The sequence below is a fragment of the Citrobacter sp. GW821-FHT07H02 genome (genome assembly GCF_059418505.1).
Genome location: NZ_JBWKPZ010000008.1, coordinates 127,717 through 148,153, shown reverse-complemented (window position 1 = coordinate 148,153; position 20,437 = coordinate 127,717). Strand labels below are relative to the sequence as shown.

Here is a 20,437-nt window from a genome sequence, read left to right as displayed (position 1 = left end):
TGGCGGACTCAGCCCGGAACAGTTTGAAAACCAGAACCTCGCTTAGGGCCGTGTCCACATTACGTGGGTAGGATCACAATGGGTATGAAGGCAGATACCCTCATATACGAGCATTGCGCGGGATCTTACAGGGGAACGTCAGGGAACAACGAGAGAAGAGGTTTCAGGGCAGAAGCGGTTTGTGATAGCCAACAACCTACCCTGTTTGTTTCATCGCGTAGGAGGAGCCTGTATTAGTCGTATCGATGCTTTTCCTGAATAGACGTCAAAGACCCTACCTCAAGCGCTTCTTTGTAATGCTTACGACACACGGAAACGTAGCGTTCATTGCCGCCGATAACAACCTGTTCACCTTCATTATAAGGTCTGCCAGCCTGATCAAGGCGTAAAACCATGCTCGCTTTACGGCCACAAAAACAGATGGTTTTTAATTCCACCAGTTTGTCCGACCAGGCAAGCAGGTATTGGCTACCGCCGAACAGCTCACCACGAAAATCAGTACGTAATCCATAACACAGAACCGGAATATCAAGTTGGTCAACGACCTCTGATAATTCGTAGACCTGCTGGCGGGTCAGAAACTGACACTCATCAACCAGTACGCAGTGTATTGGCTGTTGTGCGTTATCCGCACGAATCTCTTCAAACAATGATGAATTCTGGTTAAACAACTTAGCGGGTGAGGACAGCCCAATACGTGAGCTGACTTTTCCGGCACCATAGCGGTCATCAATTTCCGCCGTATACACGACGGTGCGCATCCCTCGTTCCTGATAATTGTATGAAGATTGCAGCAATGCAGTCGACTTACCCGCATTCATTGCCGAATAGTAGAAATATAGCTGTGCCATTAGCCGCAGGCCCTCACCTGAGAGAAATAAAAATCCGGGGGATTCTATCATAATTTTCGCGCCTGTCGGCTTCAGGAATTGTATACACGCCTGACGTCACAGTCTTGTTCGGATGACTGCCCACATTCATTACAGGCACGCACAGATATTGTTCTCAAGCAACTTTCCGTGTTTCTGACATGTTGTTTGTGAATAAATTGAAGTATATATAAGCGCTAACAAACACCACCCGATGATATACTCGCCATACTTAAGGTTGCCTGTTTGTCAGCAATACCTCACAGCCGGGTTCCCTTCTCGCTGCTCAACTTGACGATGCCAGTATCTCCAGGGATGAATGAGTAACAAGACGCCGCGCATCCGGGCCAACCTCTGATTGTTAAGATTCATTCTGCCGAATTTGACGCACATCGCTGACTTCCTGTACCCCGAATTATTTAGGTTGTACGCCATCTTCGCAATTTGTGCTTTAGACATTCATCAACTTTACTTAACATCCGCTTCATTATCTAAACCCTGTACTTATTGTTACTGTTCCTCATATCTACCCCAAAGTAATAGGTGAATTCGGTAAGCAAAACTAATACAAAAGGTTGAAATTACTGCAATGCGATACTATTCCAACACGATAAAATGTGACTCTAATCGCTGAAGTTTAGCACCCTGCCCGGAGTAACATCGCAACCAATAAGCTCTTTTTTGTGCGTCCCTTCAAGAAAAATTTAAGTTCGGATATTTAAAGACTGTCGTAAATAAAGAGCAATTTTGAATTCCTTACATTACTGGCTATTGCACATCTGAATTTATCGCTCTATTATTAGCTCAACAAACCACCCCAATATAAGTTTGAGATTACAAAAATGAGCGAAGCACTTAAAATTCTGAACAACATCCGTACTCTTCGTGCGCAGGCAAGAGAATGTACCCTTGAGACGCTTGAAGAAATGCTGGAGAAATTAGAAGTTGTTGTTAACGAGCGCCGTGAAGAAGAAAGCGCTGCCGCTGCTGAAGTTGAAGAGCGTACCCGTAAACTGCAACAGTATCGTGAAATGCTGATCGCTGACGGTATTGACCCGAACGAACTCCTGAATAGCATGGCTGCTGTTAAAACTGGCACCAAAGCTAAGCGTGCTGCTCGTCCTGCTAAATATAGCTATGTTGACGAGAACGGTGAAACTAAAACCTGGACTGGCCAGGGTCGTACACCGGCAGTGATCAAAAAAGCAATGGAAGAACAAGGTAAACAACTGGACGATTTCCTGATTCAGGAATAATTCATCACCTGTTTGCTTAAAATCCCGCCAATGGCGGGATTTTTTTTAGGGGTACTTTACCCGTCGTCATCTTACTGGCGAAAAAAAACGGCGCTGAGTGTTCAGCGCCGTTTTGTCGGGATTTATACCGTCTGGCTTACTTCTTAATACCCATTTCTTCTTCAAGCCATGCTTTAAATTCAGCACCAAGGGTATTATGGCGAATGCCATATTCAACGAACGCCTGCATGTAACCTAATTTATTACCGCAGTCATGGCTTTTGCCTTTCAAATGGTAAGCTTCAACCGTCTCTTTTTCGATCAGCATATCAATCGCGTCGGTCAGTTGAATTTCATCCCCGGCACCTGGAGGCGTTTTCGCCAGCAGTGGCCAAATATCAGCGCTCAGGACATAACGTCCCACAACCGCCAGATTGGACGGCGCAACGTCCGCTTTCGGTTTTTCAACGACACCGACCATTGGCACGCTCTCGCCCGGCGCTAACTCTACGCCCTTGCAATCGACCACGCCGTACGCGGTAACGTCAGCAACGGGCTCTACCATGATCTGGCTGCTACCGGTTTCGTCATAGCGACGAATCATTTCAGCCAGGTTATCCTGGGACAAATCAGATTCAAACTCATCGAGAATCACGTCCGGCAGAATGACCGCGACAGGTTCATCGCCAACGACCGGATGCGCGCACAATACGGCATGACCCAAACCTTTCGCCAGCCCCTGACGGACCTGCATAATGGTTACATGCGGCGGGCAAATAGATTGCACTTCTTCCAGCAACTGACGCTTAACGCGTTTTTCCAGCATCGCTTCCAGCTCAAAACTGGTATCGAAATGGTTTTCAATTGAATTTTTGGAAGAATGGGTTACCAGCACAATTTCAGTGATGCCAGCGGCAATACATTCGTTTACGACATACTGAATTAATGGCTTATCAACCAGCGGCAACATCTCTTTCGGGATGGCTTTCGTCGCCGGCAACATCCTGGTTCCTAAACCCGCAACCGGGATAACGGCTTTTCTGACTTTCGTATTAAGGGCAGCCATTTAAATTCTCCTGGACTGTTCATGTATTGAACGTGTTCATCAATCTGTATCGCATCCGAGTATATCAGTCGTGGAACAAACCCCAACTCCGAAAAGGACGCGCGTTCGTATAATTAAGATAAATTCGCAAAAATCTGGCGCTGATAGTAGCACCCGAAGAGTAAAGCAGGTATGTCAATTTCAGTCCGCCTTCTCGTTTGCTCATTCCGCAGACAACATAAGGCGAAGCCGTCCTCCGGCCCCCCAAATTTGACACTGCCAGGATTCACAGCGCTGGCTTAATTGGTTTAGATAAGTATTACCTAACGTCCCTAGCGGAACGCCATTACTGATCTGTATCTGATGCGTTGGTGTATTTAACGTTGCGTTCAGCCCTGCAGAAACCAGTGTCAGATTTTTAAGCCCACAATGGTAATAACCGACTAATAGCGGAAACTGTCCCGGTAAATTGGCTTGCCGCAGCAGATGATTAACTTGTTTCAGCAGTGTACCTAATTCGGGTAAGCGATGATCCTGATGCGCCAGCTGTTCTTGTAACAGACCATTAAATAACGCCCGCAGCAGTAATGCCGCCAAAACGCCATTATCGCCCGCACGAGTAACATCAAGACAATAAAAGGCAAGGTCACTGTCAGATAACGGCGCAATATCGAGCACCAGGCCGGGTTGGTCGGCAGCAACGAGTTGGCGATAATTTACCCGACAATGAGAAATAACCTGCTGAACCGGCGGCTGTAGTTCCTGCAGTAATTTTGCCGCTGCCGGTGGATTATCGACCAGCGCATCCCAGTCGCGAAACAGCCGCTCCTCTTCTTCAACCCTGGAATTAAACATATTGGGATAAAGGCAGGCGAAAACGGCTTGCTTGAGACGGTTAAGATCTTTCACTGGCTTAAGCAACACGTCCTCAACCCCCAGACGCAGTGCTTTAGCAATGTCAGCCATATTTTCGGTCGCGGAAATAACCAGAATCGGCGTCTGGTCGCCGCGGTTACGCATATGCTCAACCAGTTTGAGCCCATTCATTCTCGGCATGGCGATGTCGCAAATCATCAGGTCGGGGGTGAACGTACTGAGTAACTCAAGTGCATCCAGACCGTCTGCGGCTACCGCTGTCGTCGCTCCCAATGAGGAAAACCAGGAATCGAGAAGCGAGCGAAAAACAGGCTCGTCTTCAACAATAAGAATCTGTTTTCCGACCAATGGCTGCGTCATGTTCTCTCCCCTGACTGGCTTTAATCAATAGTGGCATGCTATTGCCACTCGTGCCTGTCAGATTTTGCTTAAGTGTTCGTAAAAGGTGTGTCAAACGTCTGTACGCACCAAGGGTAAAAGCTCATCCATCTTTTTCTCGACCGCCAACTGCCCTGCCGCAATGGCGGCACTGGCACGGTGGAAGTCCAGTGTGGAGATCTGCGGACAAAACGGCTGAATCAGAATATCCGGCGGGTCGCCCGCCATTCGGTTGCGCTTAAGTCTGTTTTCCAGCACCTGAATAGAGGTTGTCATGATCTCCATGGCCGTTGGCGCGCTTTCGACGCGTCGGGAGGTCATGTTGCTCAGACGCTCTTTCAAACGTGCATGCCAGGAAAGCGTATCCTCGCTGTCATCAGCGTCATTGCTGACATTAAAAGAGAGAAGGTCTTGCTGCATGAGGTGCGCATCGTGCTGAAGGTCAACGGCAATAACAATGTCGGCCCCCATCGCGCGAGTCAGAGAGACAGGAACGGGGTTAACCACCGCGCCATCGACCAGCCAGTAACCATTATGGGCCACCGGAGCCATCAGGCCTGGCATACTGCAGGAGGCGCGCACAGCCAGGTGCAAATCGCCCTCGGTAAACCACAACTCCCGCCCGGTGCTGAGATTGGTTGCGACGGTGCCAAAACGGCGAGTACAGTGCTCAAAATCGTCGGCGGGCATGATCTCGCGGTATTGATTGAATACGCGTTCACCCCGCAAAAGTCCGCCTCTGCGCCAGGAGAGATCCATCAGGCGTAGCACATCCCAGTAGCCGAATGAGCATACCCACTGCTCAAGCGCGGTCAATTTATTACAGGCATAAGCGGCGCCAACAAGCGACCCAATAGAGCATCCCGCGACAATATCGATATCAATGCCCATGTGCTTTAGCGCCTTGATAACACCGATATGGGACCACCCTCGTGCTGCGCCGGAACCTAGCGCCAGCCCTATTTTAATTTTTCTCATTGTCACGAAAGACTTCCCATGGCTTCAAGACGTGGCAACATCGCCACGGCTCAGTTAACATAGTGCTACCCAGGCGTTTGTACGCCGTTTTTTTTATTCCAGGGAGATGATTGTGTCTCAGCTTTGTCCCTGCGGCAGCGATGTCGAGTATAGCCTATGTTGCCGCCCTGTTGTGTCTGGCGAGCAAGTTGCACTCGATCCGTCACAACTCATGCGTTCTCGCTACTGCGCTTTTGTGATGAAAGACGCAGATTATTTAATCAGAACCTGGCATCCCTCATGTGGCGCGGCAGCGTTTCGCGACGATATCAGCGCCGGATTTGCCCACACAGAGTGGCTGGGTCTGACCGTTTTTGAACACAGTTACTCTGAAACGGACAATACAGGCTATGTAAGCTTTGTCGCCCGCTTTTCCGAGCAAGGAAAAACAGGCGCCATCATTGAGCGCTCACGTTTCTTAAAAGAAAACGGCCAATGGTATTATATTGATGGTACGCGTCCTCAGTTTGGTCGAAATGATCCCTGCCCTTGCGGGTCAGGTAAAAAATTCAAAAAGTGCTGTGGTTAAACACATCCGACAGCAACGAAACAGCAAACACTCTCAACAGGATTTTCCCGGCAATGCATTCACTACAACGAAAAGTTTTGCGTACTATCTGCCCCGATCAGAAGGGCCTTATAGCGCGTATCACCAACATTTGTTACAAGCACGAATTAAACATTGTGCAAAACAATGAGTTTGTTGATCACCGTACCGGTCGCTTTTTCATGCGCACTGAACTGGAAGGCATTTTTAATGACTCCACGCTGCTCGCCGATTTGGACGGCGCCTTGCCGGAAGGTTCCGTTCGCGAACTGAATCTGGCCGGACGTCGCCGCGTTGTTATTCTGGTCACTAAGGAAGCACATTGTCTGGGCGATCTGTTAATGAAAGCCAACTATGGTGGGCTGGATGTTGAGATCGCCGCCGTCATTGGCAACCACGAAACGTTACGCTCACTGGTTGAACGTTTTGAGATCCCGTTTGAGCTGGTGAGCCATGAGGGATTAACTCGCGAAGAGCACGATCAGAAGATGGCGGATGCCATTGACGCGCATCAACCTGACTATGTGGTGCTGGCGAAGTATATGCGCGTTTTGACGCCTGAGTTTGTTTCACGTTTCCCGAATAAGATCATCAACATTCATCATTCGTTCCTGCCTGCCTTTATTGGCGCGCGTCCTTATCACCAGGCCTATGAGCGTGGCGTCAAAATCATCGGTGCAACCGCGCATTATGTGAATGACAACCTGGACGAAGGTCCCATCATCATGCAGGACGTGATTCATGTGGATCACACCTACACGGCAGAAGACATGATGCGCGCCGGACGCGACGTAGAGAAGAACGTATTAAGCCGCGCACTGTATCAGGTGCTGGCTCAGCGCGTGTTTGTTTACGGTAACCGGACGATTATTCTTTAATCGATAGATAAATTAATTGGTTACCTTTACGGCTTAACGCGTAAAAATCAGACGATTGGTTTATTTTTATCAACGGAATGCTTTACAGTGGCGCGTCATTTGATATGATGCGCCCCGCTTCCCACAAGGAAGCAGGCCAGTAACCAGTATTACCCCGTGGTGGGGTTCCCGAGCGGCCAAAGGGAGCAGACTGTAAATCTGCCGTCATCGACTTCGAAGGTTCGAATCCTTCCCCCACCACCATCTCAACGCTCAAGTATCATACCCCTGGCGGGGTTCCCGAGCGGCCAAAGGGAGCAGACTGTAAATCTGCCGTCATCGACTTCGAAGGTTCGAATCCTTCCCCCGCCACCATCTTCCAGAAAAAATCCAGACATCCATACTTACGCAATATTTCATATTCCCAATGGGGAAGGATGAGAAGCTTCGACTAAGGTTCGATTCGAGTGCAGCGAGAAAGCGTTGCCGCAGGCAACGACCCGAAGGGCGAAGCGCTGAGTAATCCTTCCCCCATCAGCATCACTTCTCTGTTGCACTGCAGCCACATCAAATTTCTGTGTTCTCCATTTATTCTACCCTGGCGGAAAACATCATCTTTGCCCGGTGGCACTTCGTTTACCGGGCCTACAAGATCTCCATCATGTAGGTCGGATAAGCATAGCGCCATCCGACAATTCAATTCAGGTTGCACCACCCCATAAAAAAACCCCGCCGAAGCAGGGTTTAGCCTTACACCATTCACCGATTAGCGGCGTGCGCGCACGACCTGATACTTGCGCGTCAGATACTCAACCGGCGCACTCCAGATGTGTACCAAACGTGAGAACGGGAACAGCAGGAACAGCGTCATCCCCAGCACCAGGTGCAGACGGAAAATAAACGCCACGCCCTCCAGATGCGCTGACGCACCGCCGTGGAAGGTCACCACAGACTGCGCCCAGCCGACCAGTTTCATCATCTCGCTCCCGTCCATATGTTGAGCAGAGAACGGGATGGTCAACAGACCCAACGCACACTGAATCACCAGCAGGGAGAGGATCAAGATATCGGCACCGGTGGTGGTCGCCCGCACGCGTGGGCTGAACAGACGGCGCTTGAGTAACAGCACGCCACCGACGAGGCACATCAGGCCCGCCGCGCCGCCGCCAATCATCGCCATCTTCTGTTTCACTTCAATGGGCAGCCAGGCTTCATACATCCAGTGCGGCGTCAGCATGCCGAGGAAGTGACCGGCAAAAATGCCCAGGATCCCGAAGTGGAACAGGTTGGAGGCCATGTTCATACCTTTGCGATCCAGCATCTGGCTGGACGCTGCACGCCAGGTGTACTGACCGTAGTCATACCGCAACCAACTGCCAACCAGGAATACCGACCCTGCAATGTACGGATAGATGTCAAAGAAGAACATATTAAGGAAGTGCATTAGTGCTGTCCTCCGGTGGTGATATTCAGATATTGCGGCGCAACGGCACCGGCAAAACGACGCTGGTGAGCGGAGATTTCAGATTCGCCGCAGCCCTTATCGGCAAAGAATTTCACCTGTTCTTCTTCCCAGACCGCATCCAGCGCCTGCGGCGTATCGTCGCGAACTTCATCGGCAATTTTTTCGGCCACTTTGTCGCTGTCGATAGTCGTATTTGCCAGTTTCAGCAGCAGATCGAACAGCACCGCATAACGACTTTCACGCTGTTGCAGGCGTGCGCCCAGTAGTGCCAGAATCGGCGCGATATCCTGCAACCCGCCCAGCGCGTCGTGCTTCGGCAGCTGTGCCAGATACTCCAGATACAGCGGCAGATGGTCCGGCAACTCGCGGCTGTCGAGCTGTAGACCGTGCTGCTCGTACTGATTCAGCAGATCAACCATTGCCTGACCACGATCGCGGGATTCACCATGCACATGTTCAAACAGCAACAGAGACGTGGCACGACCACGGTCGAACAGCTCGCTGTAGTTTGCCTGGACATCCAGGATGTCCTGTGCGGTGACGTCTCGCAGGAAGACACCGAGGGCCTGGGCATCTTCTTTATCCAGGTTTTCAGATGACGCGAGTGCATCGAAAAGTTCCTGCTGATGCTGCCAGAGGGCAGCATCCGGGTACTCGAGCAGACGCGAAACAATGACGAGTTCAATCATGAGTGCGGCTCCGTTTTGCGGGTCACATCGACAGCATCGATGCGGCGGCTGTTGAACAAGTTAAGTTTGGTGTCGGAACCGTGGCAACCGTCGCCGAAGGTAAAGCCACACCCGCTTTTCTCCGGGAAGGCATCACGCGCCAGCTCACGATGGCTGCTCGGCACTACAAAACGATCTTCGTAGTTGGCGATCGCCAGATAACGGTACATCTCCTGGGCTTGCGCTTCGCTTAAGCCCACCTCTTCCAGCGCACGGGTGTCCACTTTGCCGTCAACGGTTTCCGCACGTTTGTAGTGACGCATCGCCAGCATCCGTTTCAGCGCCAACAGCACCGGTTGGGTATCACCTGCGGTCAGCAGGTTCGCCAGGTACTGAACCGGAATACGCAGGCTGTCCACATCTGGCAGAATGCCGTTACTGCCCAGCTCTCCGGCATCCGCCGCTGACTGAATCGGTGACAGAGGCGGTACGTACCAGACCATCGGCAGCGTGCGGTATTCCGGATGCAGCGGCAGCGCCAGCTTCCAGTCCATCGCCATTTTGTAGACCGGCGACTGCTGCGCCGCGTCAATCACGCTCAGCGGAATACCGTCTTTCAGCGCCTGTTCAATGACCGCCGGATCGTTCGGGTCGAGGAACACATCCAGTTGACGCTGATACAGATCTTTTTCGTTCTCGGTGCTGGCGGCGCTTTCGATGGCATCGGCGTCGTACAACAGCACTCCGAGGTAGCGGATACGGCCAACGCAGGTTTCAGAGCACACTGTCGGCTGACCGGCTTCGATACGCGGATAACAGAAGATGCACTTCTCGGACTTACCGCTCTTCCAGTTGAAGTAGATCTTCTTGTACGGGCAACCGGTGATGCACATGCGCCAGCCGCGGCATTTGTCCTGATCGATCAATACAATGCCGTCTTCTTCACGCTTATAAATAGCGCCGCTCGGGCAGGTCGCCACGCACGCCGGGTTAAGGCAGTGCTCACACAGACGCGGCAGGTACATCATGAAGGTGTTTTCGAACTGACCGTACATCGCCTTCTGCATATTTTCGAAGTTCTGGTCTTTGGCGCGTTTTTCAAACTCGCCCCCCAGAATCTCTTCCCAGTTTGGCCCGCTGGTGATTTTGTCCATCCGCTTACCGGTAATCAGTGAGCGTGGACGCGCGATCGGCTGGTGTTTGCTTTCCGGCGCGGTATGCAGGTTCTGATAGTCGTAGTCAAACGGCTCGTAGTAATCATCGATGCCCGGCAGATGCGGATTCGCAAAGATTTTACCGAGCAGCATCGCGCGGTTGCCCATGCGCGGCTGCAACTTGCCGTTGATTTTACGGATCCAGCCGCCCTTCCATTTCTCCTGGTTTTCCCAGTCATTAGGGAAGCCGACGCCGGGTTTACTTTCCACATTGTTGAACCAGGCGTACTCCATGCCCTCACGGCTGGTCCAGACGTTTTTACAGGTGACTGAGCAGGTGTGGCAGCCGATGCACTTATCGAGATTCAGCACCATGCCGACTTGTGAACGAATTTTCATTTTACGCTCTCCTGTACCTGGTCATTGCCTTCGCCATCCAACCAGTTAATGTTCTTCATCTTACGGACCACCACAAATTCATCGCGGTTTGAGCCGACGGTTCCGTAGTAGTTAAAGCCGTAGGCCAGTTGCGCATAGCCGCCAATCATGTGGGTTGGCTTCGGCGTAATACGGGTGACCGAGTTATGGATCCCGCCGCGCTGTTGGGTAATTTCGGAACCCGGCAGGTTCACGATACGTTCCTGCGCGTGGTACATCATGGTCATCCCGGCCGGTACGCGCTGACTTACCACCGCACGCGCGGTCAATGCGCCATTGCTGTTAAAGACTTCGATCCAGTCGTTATCTTCAATGCCCAAATCTTTGGCATCGGTTTCGCTCATCCACACAATCGGACCACCACGCGAGAGCGTCAGCATCAGCAGGTTGTCGCTGTAGGTGGAGTGGATCCCCCACTTCTGGTGCGGCGTCAGGAAGTTAAGCGCTTTCTCCGGGTTGCCATTGGATTTCTCGCCCATCACGGCTTTCACCGAACGGGTGTCGATTGGCGGACGATAGACCAGCAAACTTTCACCGAAGTCGCGCATCCACTGGTGATCCTGATACAGCTGCTGGCGACCAGACAGCGTACGCCACGGGATCAGCTCATGAACGTTGGTGTAGCCGGCGTTGTAAGAAACATGTTCATCTTCCAGTCCTGACCAGGTCGGGCTGGAGATAATTTTGCGTGGCTGGGCCTGAATATCGCGGAAGCGAATTTTTTCCTCTTCTTTATTGGTCGCCAGGTGCGTATGGTCGCGACCGGTAAACTCGCTGAGCGCCGCCCAGGCTTTCACGGCCACATGACCGTTGGTTTCCGGTGCCAGGGTCAGGATCATCTCTGCCGCATCAATCGCCGTGTTGAGCATCGGCTGGCCTTTCGCCGGGCCGTCTGCTTTGGTGTAATTGAGCTTACGCAGCAGATCCATTTCGCTCTGAGTGTTCCAGGCAATCCCTTTACCGCCGTTACCGATTTTCTCCATCAGCGGGCCGATAGAAGTGAAACGTTCGTAGGTGGCCGGATAGTCACGTTCAACGGTCATGATGTGCGGCGCGGTTTTACCCGGAATCAGGTCGCATTCGCCTTTTTTCCAGTCCTTCACGTCCAGCGGCTGCGCGAGTTCGGCGGCGGAGTCGTGCTGAATGGGCAGTGTCACGACGTCGGTTTCTTTACCCAGATGGCCTACGCAGACTTCCGAGAACTTCTTCGCGATGGCCTTGTAGATGTCCCAGTCGCTTTTTGACTCCCAGGCCGGGTCAACAGCGGCGGAGAGCGGATGAATAAACGGATGCATATCCGAGGTATTCATGTCGTCTTTTTCATACCAGGTGGCGGTCGGCAGCACGATGTCGGAATAGAGACAGGTGCTCGACAGACGGAAGTCCAGCGTCACCACCAAATCCAGTTTGCCGTCGAGACCGTTATCCTGCCATTCCACCTCTTCAGGTTTTACGCCACCCTGCTGACCGAGATCTTTCCCCTGAATACCGTGCTCGGTGCCCAACAGATACTTGAGCATGTACTCGTGGCCCTTACCGGAAGAGCCGAGCAGGTTAGAGCGCCAGATGAACAGGTTACGCGGATGGTTCTTGCCGTTTTCCGGCTGTTCGGCGGCAAAACGAATCGAACCCTCTTTCAGGGATTTAACGGTGTAATCCACCGGCGTCATCCCGGCTCTCTTTGCTTCTTCAGCAATAGTCAGCGGGTTGGTGCCAAGCTGCGGCGCAGACGGTAACCATCCCATGCGTTCAGCGCGAACGTTAAAATCGATCAGATGACCGCTGTAGCGGGATTTATCCGCCATCGGCGACAACAACTCCTGCGCGGTGACCGTCTCATAGCGCCACTGGCTGGAGTGGTTATAGAAGTACGACGTACTGTTCATATGACGTGCCGGACGCTGCCAGTCGAGAGCAAATGCCAGCGGCTGCCAGCCGGTCTGCGGACGCAGTTTTTCCTGACCGACATAGTGCGCCCAACCACCGCCGCTCTGGCCGATACAACCGCAGAACACCAGCATGTTAATCAGCCCGCGATAGTTCATATCGAGGTGATACCAGTGGTTCAGACCGGCACCGACGATAATCATCGAGCGGCCGTGCGTTTTGTCTGCGTTGTCGGCGAACTCACGGGCGATACGGGTGATCTGCGCACGCGGTACGCCGGTGATCTGTTCTGCCCACGCCGGGGTGTACGCTTTGATATCGTCGTAGCTGGTCGCGCAGTTTTCGTCGTTCAGGCCGCGTTCCAGACCGTAGTTGGCCATCGTCAGGTCATAAACGGTGGTGACCAGCGCGCTGGTGCCGTCCGCCAGTTGCAGGCGTTTTACCGGCAGTTTGTGCAGCAGAACATTTTCCAGTTCCACTTTATTGAAGTGCTCGGTGCCCTCGCCGCCAAAGTACGGGAAGCCGACGTCGGCAATCTCATCCTGGCTACCCAGCAGGCTGAGCTGCAGTTCCGTTTCCTGGCCCGTCGTCCCGTCGCGTTGTTCGAGGTTCCATTTACCTTTTTCGCCCCAGCGGAAACCGATAGAGCCGTTCGGTGCCACCATGTCGCCATTGTTGTTGATGGCGACAGTTTTCCATTCCGGGTTATTTTCCTGACCGAGCGAATCGACCAGATCGGCGGCACGCAGCATACGACCCGCCGCGTAATAACCGTCACGCTGTTCCAGCATCACCAGCATTGGCATATCGGTGTAGCGACGGACGTAATCCGTGAAGTACTGGCTGGGGTTGTCGAGGTGGAATTCACGCAGCATCACGTGGCCCATTGCCAGCGCCATTGCCGCATCGGTCCCCTGCTTCGGTGCCAGCCACAGATCGCACAGTTTGGCGATTTCGGCGTAATCCGGTGTTACCGCAACGGTTTTCGTCCCTTTGTAGCGAACTTCGGTGAAGAAGTGGGCGTCCGGGGTACGAGTCTGAGGAACGTTAGAACCCCAGGCGATGATATAGCTGGAGTTGTACCAGTCAGCCGATTCCGGTACGTCGGTCTGTTCGCCCCAGGTCTGCGGAGATGCGGGCGGCAGATCGCAGTACCAGTCGTAGAAGCTCAGGCAGGTGCCACCAATCAGAGAGAGGTAACGTGCGCCAGATGCGTAAGAGACCATCGACATCGCCGGGATGGGCGAGAAGCCTGCCACGCGATCCGGGCCGTAGGTTTTCACGGTATAGACGTTGGATGCCGCAATCAGCTCATTCACTTCCTGCCAGGAAGAGCGAACAAATCCACCGCGACCACGCGCTTGTTTGAAACTTTTGGCTTTATCGACGTCTTCAATGATAGAGGCCCATGCGTCAACCGGATCGCTGTGCAGTTTTTTCGCTTCACGCCACATCTTCATCAGGCGTTTACGCATCAGCGGATATTTGAGGCGGTTAGCGCTGTAGAGATACCAGGAGTAGCTCGCGCCGCGTGGACAGCCGCGCGGTTCGTGGTTTGGCATATCCGGACGGGTACGCGGGTAGTCGGTTTGCTGGGTTTCCCAGGTCACCAGACCGTTTTTCACATAAATTTTCCAGCTGCATGAGCCGGTGCAGTTTACCCCGTGGGTTGAACGCACTACTTTGTCGTGCTGCCAACGTTGGCGGTATCCATCCTCCCAGTCCCGGTTGGTTTCGAGAAGCTGGCCGTGCCCATCGGCAAAGGTTTCGCCCTTCTGTTTGAAGTAGCGAAACCGGTCCAGGAATTTACTCATCGGTTCTCTCCTGTGGGAGCCTGACGGCTCTCTGATAAATCGACATTGCTTGATTAACAGCGAAGGTAACGCTCTGAAAGGGCGTCAGAATTGATAACGATCAAGGCGGGCGGGGTTGAAAATCAGAGTGAAATCAATGACTACCCCCAAAGTGGGATAACAACAATCAGATTAAATAATTGAAATTAAAGATAATTATTGAACACCAAAGATTATTGCAGGCAAGTTTCTTTACAGGTGGGTATTAAGGGGTATGCCCCTGCCACGCACAACGTATGATCATGCCGTTTCTCTGCTCCCATTGTTCAAATACATAAGTATGTTGTAACTAATTAAAGGCAAAAAAAAGCGCGGTCTAACGCCGCGCAAAGGATAATCAACTGCGAGTTTTTTATTTTTTAGAATGACGTCCGTATACCACCCAGGTGATGGCCACGCAGGCGACATAGAATATGAGGAACACTTTCATCGCACCGACGGGCGTGCCGGTTAGCGCCAGCGAAGTGCCAAATGCTTTCGGGATAAAGAAGCCGCCAATGGCGCCAATCGCCGAGATAAAGCCCAGCGCTGCCGCAGTATCGGTCGCGGCCTCACGCATCGCTTTTTCTTCCGTTCCCCCTTCGGCTTTGACACGATCCATCGTCAGCTTACGGAAAATAACGGAGATCATCTGGAAAGTTGACCCGCTCCCAAGCCCGGCAGTCATGAACAACGCCAGGAACACAATGAAAAAGGCGATAAAACTGCCCCCGGTGCCGTTCGTCGGCAGGGTCAGGAACAGCAGCGCGCTAAAGAGGGCCATCAGGACAAAGTTAACCAGCGTCACGCGAGTCCCGCCTAAACGATCGGAAATAGCGCCCCCAGCGGAACGCGCCAGCGCGCCAATAAACGGACCGAAGAAGGCATAATGCAGGATCTGCACGTCCGGGAATTGCGTTTTCGACAGCATGGCAAACCCGGCCGAAAAGCCGATAAAGGAACCAAAAGTCGCCAGATACAGCAGGCTCATAATCCACAGATGACCCCGTTTGAGTACCGGCAACTGCGCCTTGAGAGAGGCTTTTGAGGTCGCCAGTTCATTCATGCCGAACCAGGCAGCAAGGGTGAAAATGGCGAGGAACGGCACCCAAATCCACGCGGCATTCGCCAGATACAGCTGAGAGCCGTCCGGCTGTTCCACGCCGTGGCTGCCAAACACGGCAAAGATAGACAAGGAAACCACCAGCGGTGCAACCAGTTGCATCACACTGACGCCCATATTACCCAGCCCGCCGTTCAAACCCAGCGCGCCACCCTGCTTTTGCTTCGGAAAAAAGAAGCTGATGTTGGCCATACTGGACGCGAAGTTTGCCCCGGCAAAACCGCACAGCAGCGAAATCACAATGAACGTACTGAACGGCGTGGAGGTATCCTGTACCGCAAAACCTAACCACACACACGGGATAATTAGGATCCCGGTGCTGAACGCCGTCCAGCGGCGACCGCCAAACAACGGCACCATAAAGGAGTATGGCACGCGTAATAACGCACCCGAAACGGAGGGTAATGCCGTTAGCATAAAGAGCTGATCGGTGGTGAAGTTAAAGCCCACCTTCGGCAAATTTACCGCAACAGCACTGAACAACATCCATACACAAAACGCCAATAGCAAGCAGGGAACGGAAATCCACAGGTTTCGACTGGCGATCCCCTGACCACGCTGTTCCCAGAATGCCGGATCTTCCGGTCGCCATTCGGTAATGACTGCGCCTGATGCCCCTTCCGGGGCGGATGAGTGACTCATAGACACCTCTGATATTCGATTCGATGTCTGCCACATTAGGGTTTACAGCCGGAGGTAAGTTGATATAAATCAAAGGAAAATGCGTCATTATTGCCACCGAAAAATCATCATCACCCTAAGTGAGTAGGCTTTTTCGACAAAAAAGATGTGGTTTTTCACGGCCCTGTCTGCCCCTCGTCCTCCCCTGCCGATCACTCCCCCACCCACGGCAATTAAGAGGTAACCCGTTGTGGGTATGGGTATACTCCAGGGGATAGCCGAGAATAACGCCACAGCCGTGGTATCCCGGCAACATCATCATTCATTAAGGCTTTCCACAGACAGGAAGCGAAGGCCCGAAGGACGCAGTCACCATGTTTAAACGTTGTCTCTCCCCGCTCACGCTGGTTAACCAGGTAGCGCTCATCGTCATGCTCTCCACCGCCATTGGCCTCGCCGGTATGGCGGTCTCTGGCTGGCTGGTTCAGGGGGTACAAGGCAGTGCTCACGCCATCAACAAAGCCGGTTCGCTACGTATGCAAAGCTATCGCCTGCTGGCGGCGATACCGCTGGATGCCAGCGATCAAAAATGGCTCGATGAGATGGACAAAACGGCATTCAGCCCGGAGCTAACCCGTGCGGCAGAACGCGACGGACAACATGAACAGCTTAAAGCGCTACAGAATTACTGGCGCGACGAGCTGTCGCCAGGATTACAAAAAGCGCAGAGCGCGCATGCCGTCGCGGAGGATGTCAGCCGCTTCGTAGCCGGGCTGGATCAGCTGGTGACGGCCTTCGACCATACCACGGAAATGCGTATTGAGCGCGTGGTCATGGTGCACCGGGTGATGGCGGTGTTTATGGCGCTGCTGCTGGTCTTCACGATTCTCTGGCTGCGCGCCCGTCTGCTTCAACCGTGGAAACAGTTACTGTCGATGGCCCGCGCCGTCAGTCAGCGCGATTTTACCCAGCGCGCCCACATTAGCGGTCGCAATGAGATGGCCGCGCTGGGAACCGCCCTCAACAATATGTCGGAAGAGCTGGCCGAAAGTTATGCGGTGCTGGAGCAGAGAGTCCAGGAGAAAACAGCCGGTCTGGAGCATAAAAACCAGATCCTCTCCTTCCTGTGGCAGGCTAACCGTCGTCTGCATTCACAGGCGCCACTGTGTGAGCGGCTGTCGCCAGTCCTCAATGGTTTGCAAAATTTAACGCTGCTGCACGATATTGAGCTGCGCGTTTATGACTTCGAAGATGAAGACAATCATCAGGAATTCACCTGTCAGTCTGACATCAGTTGTGACGATAAGGGCTGTCATCTCTGCCCTCGCGACGTCCTTCCGGGCATTGAAGGGGGAACGCCCCTGAAATGGCGACTGACCGACGCCCATACCCAGTACGGAATTCTGCTGGCCACGTTGCCGCAGGGTCGCCATCTGAGTCACGATCAACAGCAACTGGTCGATACGCTGGTCGAGCAACTCACCGCCACGCTGGCGCTGGACAGGCACCAGGAGCGTCAGCAGCAATTGATTGTGATGGAAGAGCGTGCCACCATTGCCCGCGAATTGCATGATTCGATTGCACAATCGCTCTCCTGCATGAAAATGCAGGTCAGTTGTCTGCAGATGCAGGGGGAGGCATTGCCAGAAAGCAGCCGGGAGCTGCTCAGTCAGATCCGCAATGAACTGAATGCCTCGTGGGCGCAGTTACGTGAGCTGTTAACCACCTTCCGTTTACAACTGACGGAAGCCGGGCTTCGGCCTGCACTGGAGTCCAGTTGCCAGGAATACAGCGCCCGGTTTGGTTTTACGGTCAAGCTTGATTATCAATTGCCGCCCCGACTGGTGCCTTCACATCAGGCCATTCACCTGTTGCAAATTGCCCGCGAAGCGCTCAGTAACGCCCTCAAACATTCACAGGCGGACGAGGTGGTGGTGACGGTGGAGCAAAATGGCAATCAGGTTAAACTGACCGTCCGGGATAACGGCTGCGGCGTACCGGAAAATGCAGAACGCAGTAATCACTATGGCATGATTATTATGCGCGATCGTGCCCAAAGTTTGCGCGGCGATTGTCGTGTACGCCGCCGTGAGACTGGCGGTACAGAAGTTTCTGTCATCTTTATTCCCGAAACACACTTCAAAGAAGTTCAAGGAGATACCCATGAATAATCAGGAACCTGCAACCATTCTGTTGATCGACGATCATCCGATGCTGCGTACCGGTGTAAAGCAGCTTGTCAGTATGGCGCCCGATATTAGCGTGGTGGGCGAAGCCAGCAACGGCGAACAGGGTATCGAACTGGCGGAATCACTCGATCCCGATCTGATCCTGCTTGACCTGAATATGCCGGGGATGAACGGGCTGGAGACACTCGACAAACTGCGTGAAAAAGCGCTTTCCGGGCGGATCGTGGTCTTTAGCGTTTCCAACCATGAAGAAGATGTCGTGACGGCGCTGAAACGCGGTGCGGACGGTTATCTGCTCAAAGACATGGAGCCGGAAGATCTGTTAAAAGCCCTGCAACAAGCGGCGGCAGGCGAAATGGTGCTAAGCGAAGCCCTGACCCCGGTGCTGGCGGCCAGCCTGCGCGCCAATCGCGCAACGTCCGATCGTGACGTGACCCAACTGACGCCACGTGAACGCGATATTCTGAAACTGATCGCCCAAGGTTTGCCAAACAAGATGATTGCCCGTCGCCTCGACATTACCGAAAGTACGGTAAAAGTGCATGTGAAGCATATGCTGAAGAAGATGAAGCTGAAATCTCGCGTTGAAGCCGCCGTATGGGTGCATCAGGAACGTATTTTCTGATTACTCCTCCGGGAGCAGTTGCCAGCGAGGGTCATTCTCCGGCATTGCCATAAACGGCTCGGTCAGTGATAGCGTGACCTCATTGGAAGAGACGCGCTGACCCTGCTCGTCCTCAATGACCACCGACAACCGCCAGCGGTTTGTCGCTCCATCACGACTGTCCCAGGCAGGCATAATGATGGTCCAACCCTCTGTGCTGTCGGCACTGGCGCCCGCCGTCAGGCTCAGCGCATGCGTGTCTCCCTGCCATGTCACATGCCGAATCCCGTGCAGGCTGCGCACCTGCAGTTTGAGTGGCACCGTTTCGCCCGGCTGAAGATCCCAGGGCGGCGTCGCCAGGAACACGGTCAACGTTTTGCGCTGCCGGTACTCCATCGTCGGCAGATTGTTACGCTGCGGCGAATCATAACGGCTTCCACGCAGAGATTTACTCTCTGTCACTTCGCTGGCCGCCAGCTGTTTTTTGAGCGGTACGCCAAAGCGATAGTTGAGGTTCAGTCCAAGATTATTTTGACTCACTCCGCTTTCGCCCTGCTTATGCTGTGCCGTCACGGTCACCAACGGCACAGGTGTGTAATTTAATCCCAGTTTTACCGCCACCGGATTATGGTAGCCCGTACCGGAATCGAAGAGATCCACACTGTCGCCAAAGTATTGTTCGACGCTAACGCTGGTGTTGAGATACTGATAAAACGGCATGCGCATTTGCGCCGTAATATCGTATCCCGGTGCCATACGCTGTTCGACGGTCGGTGTATCCTCGCGCCAGGAGGCAAAGGGTTGATAGTAGTTGGCAGAAAGCCGCAGATTTTCTCCCCATGCTTCTGCCCCGACGCCGGCACGCTGCAAATTCTCATCCAACAGATTGTCGTAAAACGTGTTATACCCCAGTAACCAGCCGTCATGCGCCCAGCGTTGTCCGATACCGACATTGCTGACCAGCCCCTCATCCTGCTGGGTGAGCCCCAGTTGACTCCAGGTGAGGTAACGCGCGTTATCCTGCCAGGGGATAAACCAGCTGCCACGGCTGCCGTTGAATTTTCCCTCGTTGTCTATTTGCATATCCACACTGGCATTGCCCCACGGTGAAAGCCAGGTTTCCAGCTGATGATTCACCTCTTCGCTGACCACATCGCGTACCTGCCCGAGCGCGAACTGGCGCGCCTGTTCGCCCGTGTCCAGACCGTTATCCGTCATGCTGGCTTCGCCAAACGCTTTGACCACCTCAGCGAAGTGTTTTTCGCCGTCACGGGATTCTGGCGCCATGCCTAAATCAGGCAGGCCATCATGATTGTTGTCAAAGGGGTTTTCCGCCTGCTGGATATACGAAGACTGGGCGCTGGCAATACCGCCTGCCAGCAGCAAGAGTAACGGGAGGGGGAGTAAACGAAAAACAATACGGCTCAAATCGTCAGCGGCTTCTTACATCAGTGAATTCAGACGTCACAACGTTAAAAGATACCTGCTCAACGTCCATTTTGCAGCTTTTTCTCACGCTTTCAGGAATATCCTTACGCTTTACCGGGGTGGTAATTCTCCCAGACATTGATTGGTAATGCTCCACTTGCGCGGTAACATACCCAAAGGAAGATTAGCTCATCCCGGAGAACA

At 53.1% G+C, this 20,437-nt stretch carries 15 protein-coding genes, 2 tRNA genes and 1 other RNA gene; 8 read left to right on the top strand and 10 right to left on the bottom strand.

Features of this window, described 5'->3' with window-relative positions:
* Nucleotides 1-233: 233 nt before the first annotated feature.
* Nucleotides 234-851, bottom strand: a complete 618-nt coding sequence (tdk, locus tag AC07NP_RS11225; RefSeq protein ID WP_203361003.1) for a thymidine kinase — start codon at nucleotides 849-851, stop codon at nucleotides 234-236.
* An 860-nt stretch (nucleotides 852-1,711) separates the two neighbouring features.
* On the opposite strand from tdk, the gene hns reads away from it, so the two are divergent.
* Nucleotides 1,712-2,125 (top strand): histone-like nucleoid-structuring protein H-NS, encoded by a 414-nt coding sequence (hns, locus tag AC07NP_RS11220; RefSeq protein WP_192612418.1) that lies wholly within the window; start codon nucleotides 1,712-1,714, stop codon nucleotides 2,123-2,125.
* Between the two features lie 136 nt (nucleotides 2,126-2,261).
* On the opposite strand, the gene galU is transcribed toward hns, so the two are convergent.
* The 3 genes from galU to rssA form a co-directional block, all read right to left on the bottom strand.
* Nucleotides 2,262-3,170, bottom strand: a complete 909-nt coding sequence (gene galU, locus AC07NP_RS11215; protein WP_203361002.1) for a UTP--glucose-1-phosphate uridylyltransferase GalU — start codon at nucleotides 3,168-3,170, stop codon at nucleotides 2,262-2,264.
* A gap of 201 nt (nucleotides 3,171-3,371) precedes the next feature.
* The gene (gene rssB, locus AC07NP_RS11210) at nucleotides 3,372-4,385 is read right to left on the bottom strand and encodes a two-component system response regulator RssB (RefSeq protein WP_203361001.1); all 1,014 of its coding nucleotides are present in this window, start codon (nucleotides 4,383-4,385) and stop codon (nucleotides 3,372-3,374) included.
* 90 nt (nucleotides 4,386-4,475) lie between these two features.
* A complete protein-coding gene (rssA, locus tag AC07NP_RS11205; protein WP_203361268.1) occupies nucleotides 4,476-5,381 on the bottom strand; it encodes a patatin-like phospholipase RssA in 906 nt (301 codons plus the stop codon).
* A gap of 112 nt (nucleotides 5,382-5,493) precedes the next feature.
* Between rssA and AC07NP_RS11200 the strand changes: the two genes are divergently transcribed.
* The 5 genes from AC07NP_RS11200 to AC07NP_RS11180 all read left to right on the top strand — a co-directional run bounded on the left by AC07NP_RS11200 (nucleotide 5,494) and on the right by AC07NP_RS11180 (nucleotide 7,364).
* Nucleotides 5,494-5,949, top strand: a complete 456-nt coding sequence (locus AC07NP_RS11200; protein WP_494660517.1) for a YchJ family protein — start codon at nucleotides 5,494-5,496, stop codon at nucleotides 5,947-5,949.
* Between the two features lie 53 nt (nucleotides 5,950-6,002).
* Nucleotides 6,003-6,845, top strand: coding sequence for a formyltetrahydrofolate deformylase (gene purU / locus AC07NP_RS11195; RefSeq protein WP_203361000.1), 843 nt, complete (start codon nucleotides 6,003-6,005; stop codon nucleotides 6,843-6,845).
* A gap of 158 nt (nucleotides 6,846-7,003) precedes the next feature.
* Nucleotides 7,004-7,088: transfer RNA gene (locus AC07NP_RS11190), tRNA-Tyr, on the top strand.
* Nucleotides 7,089-7,114: 26 nt separating this feature from the next.
* A tRNA-Tyr gene (locus tag AC07NP_RS11185) sits at nucleotides 7,115-7,199 on the top strand.
* A 41-nt stretch (nucleotides 7,200-7,240) separates the two neighbouring features.
* Nucleotides 7,241-7,364: non-coding RNA, RtT sRNA (locus AC07NP_RS11180), on the top strand.
* 226 nt (nucleotides 7,365-7,590) lie between these two features.
* On the opposite strand, the gene narI is transcribed toward AC07NP_RS11180, so the two are convergent.
* The 5 genes from narI to AC07NP_RS11155 form a co-directional block, all read right to left on the bottom strand.
* Nucleotides 7,591-8,268, bottom strand: coding sequence for a respiratory nitrate reductase subunit gamma (gene narI / locus AC07NP_RS11175; protein WP_494660516.1), 678 nt, complete (start codon nucleotides 8,266-8,268; stop codon nucleotides 7,591-7,593).
* Nucleotides 8,268-8,978 carry a nitrate reductase molybdenum cofactor assembly chaperone gene (gene narJ, locus AC07NP_RS11170; RefSeq protein WP_494660515.1) on the bottom strand — a complete coding sequence of 237 codons (711 nt, stop codon included), beginning with the start codon at nucleotides 8,976-8,978 and terminating at the stop codon, nucleotides 8,268-8,270. The genes narI and narJ overlap by 1 nt, the downstream gene beginning before the upstream one ends.
* Complete coding sequence (gene narH / locus AC07NP_RS11165) at nucleotides 8,975-10,510, bottom strand: nitrate reductase subunit beta (protein WP_192612424.1); 1,536 nt, start codon at nucleotides 10,508-10,510, stop codon at nucleotides 8,975-8,977. Before narH ends, narJ begins: the two co-directional genes overlap by 4 nt.
* Nucleotides 10,507-14,250: a nitrate reductase subunit alpha gene (locus tag AC07NP_RS11160; protein WP_494660514.1), complete on the bottom strand. Its 3,744-nt coding sequence runs from the start codon at nucleotides 14,248-14,250 to the stop codon at nucleotides 10,507-10,509. The genes narH and AC07NP_RS11160 overlap by 4 nt, the downstream gene beginning before the upstream one ends.
* Nucleotides 14,251-14,641: 391 nt before the next feature.
* The gene (locus AC07NP_RS11155) at nucleotides 14,642-16,033 is read right to left on the bottom strand and encodes a NarK family nitrate/nitrite MFS transporter (protein WP_494660513.1); all 1,392 of its coding nucleotides are present in this window, start codon (nucleotides 16,031-16,033) and stop codon (nucleotides 14,642-14,644) included.
* A gap of 353 nt (nucleotides 16,034-16,386) precedes the next feature.
* Between AC07NP_RS11155 and narX the strand changes: the two genes are divergently transcribed.
* Both narX and narL read left to right on the top strand, forming a co-directional pair.
* The gene (gene narX / locus AC07NP_RS11150; protein ID WP_494660512.1) at nucleotides 16,387-18,183 is read left to right on the top strand and encodes a nitrate/nitrite two-component system sensor histidine kinase NarX; all 1,797 of its coding nucleotides are present in this window, start codon (nucleotides 16,387-16,389) and stop codon (nucleotides 18,181-18,183) included.
* Nucleotides 18,176-18,826, top strand: coding sequence for a two-component system response regulator NarL (gene narL / locus AC07NP_RS11145; RefSeq protein WP_079804583.1), 651 nt, complete (start codon nucleotides 18,176-18,178; stop codon nucleotides 18,824-18,826). The genes narX and narL overlap by 8 nt, the downstream gene beginning before the upstream one ends.
* Here the strand turns inward: narL and AC07NP_RS11140 are convergent, their stop codons facing one another.
* Entirely contained in the window at nucleotides 18,827-20,233 is a 1,407-nt protein-coding gene (locus AC07NP_RS11140) for a YchO/YchP family invasin (RefSeq protein WP_494660511.1), read from the bottom strand. It lies immediately after the preceding gene.
* Nucleotides 20,234-20,437 lie beyond the last annotated feature (204 nt).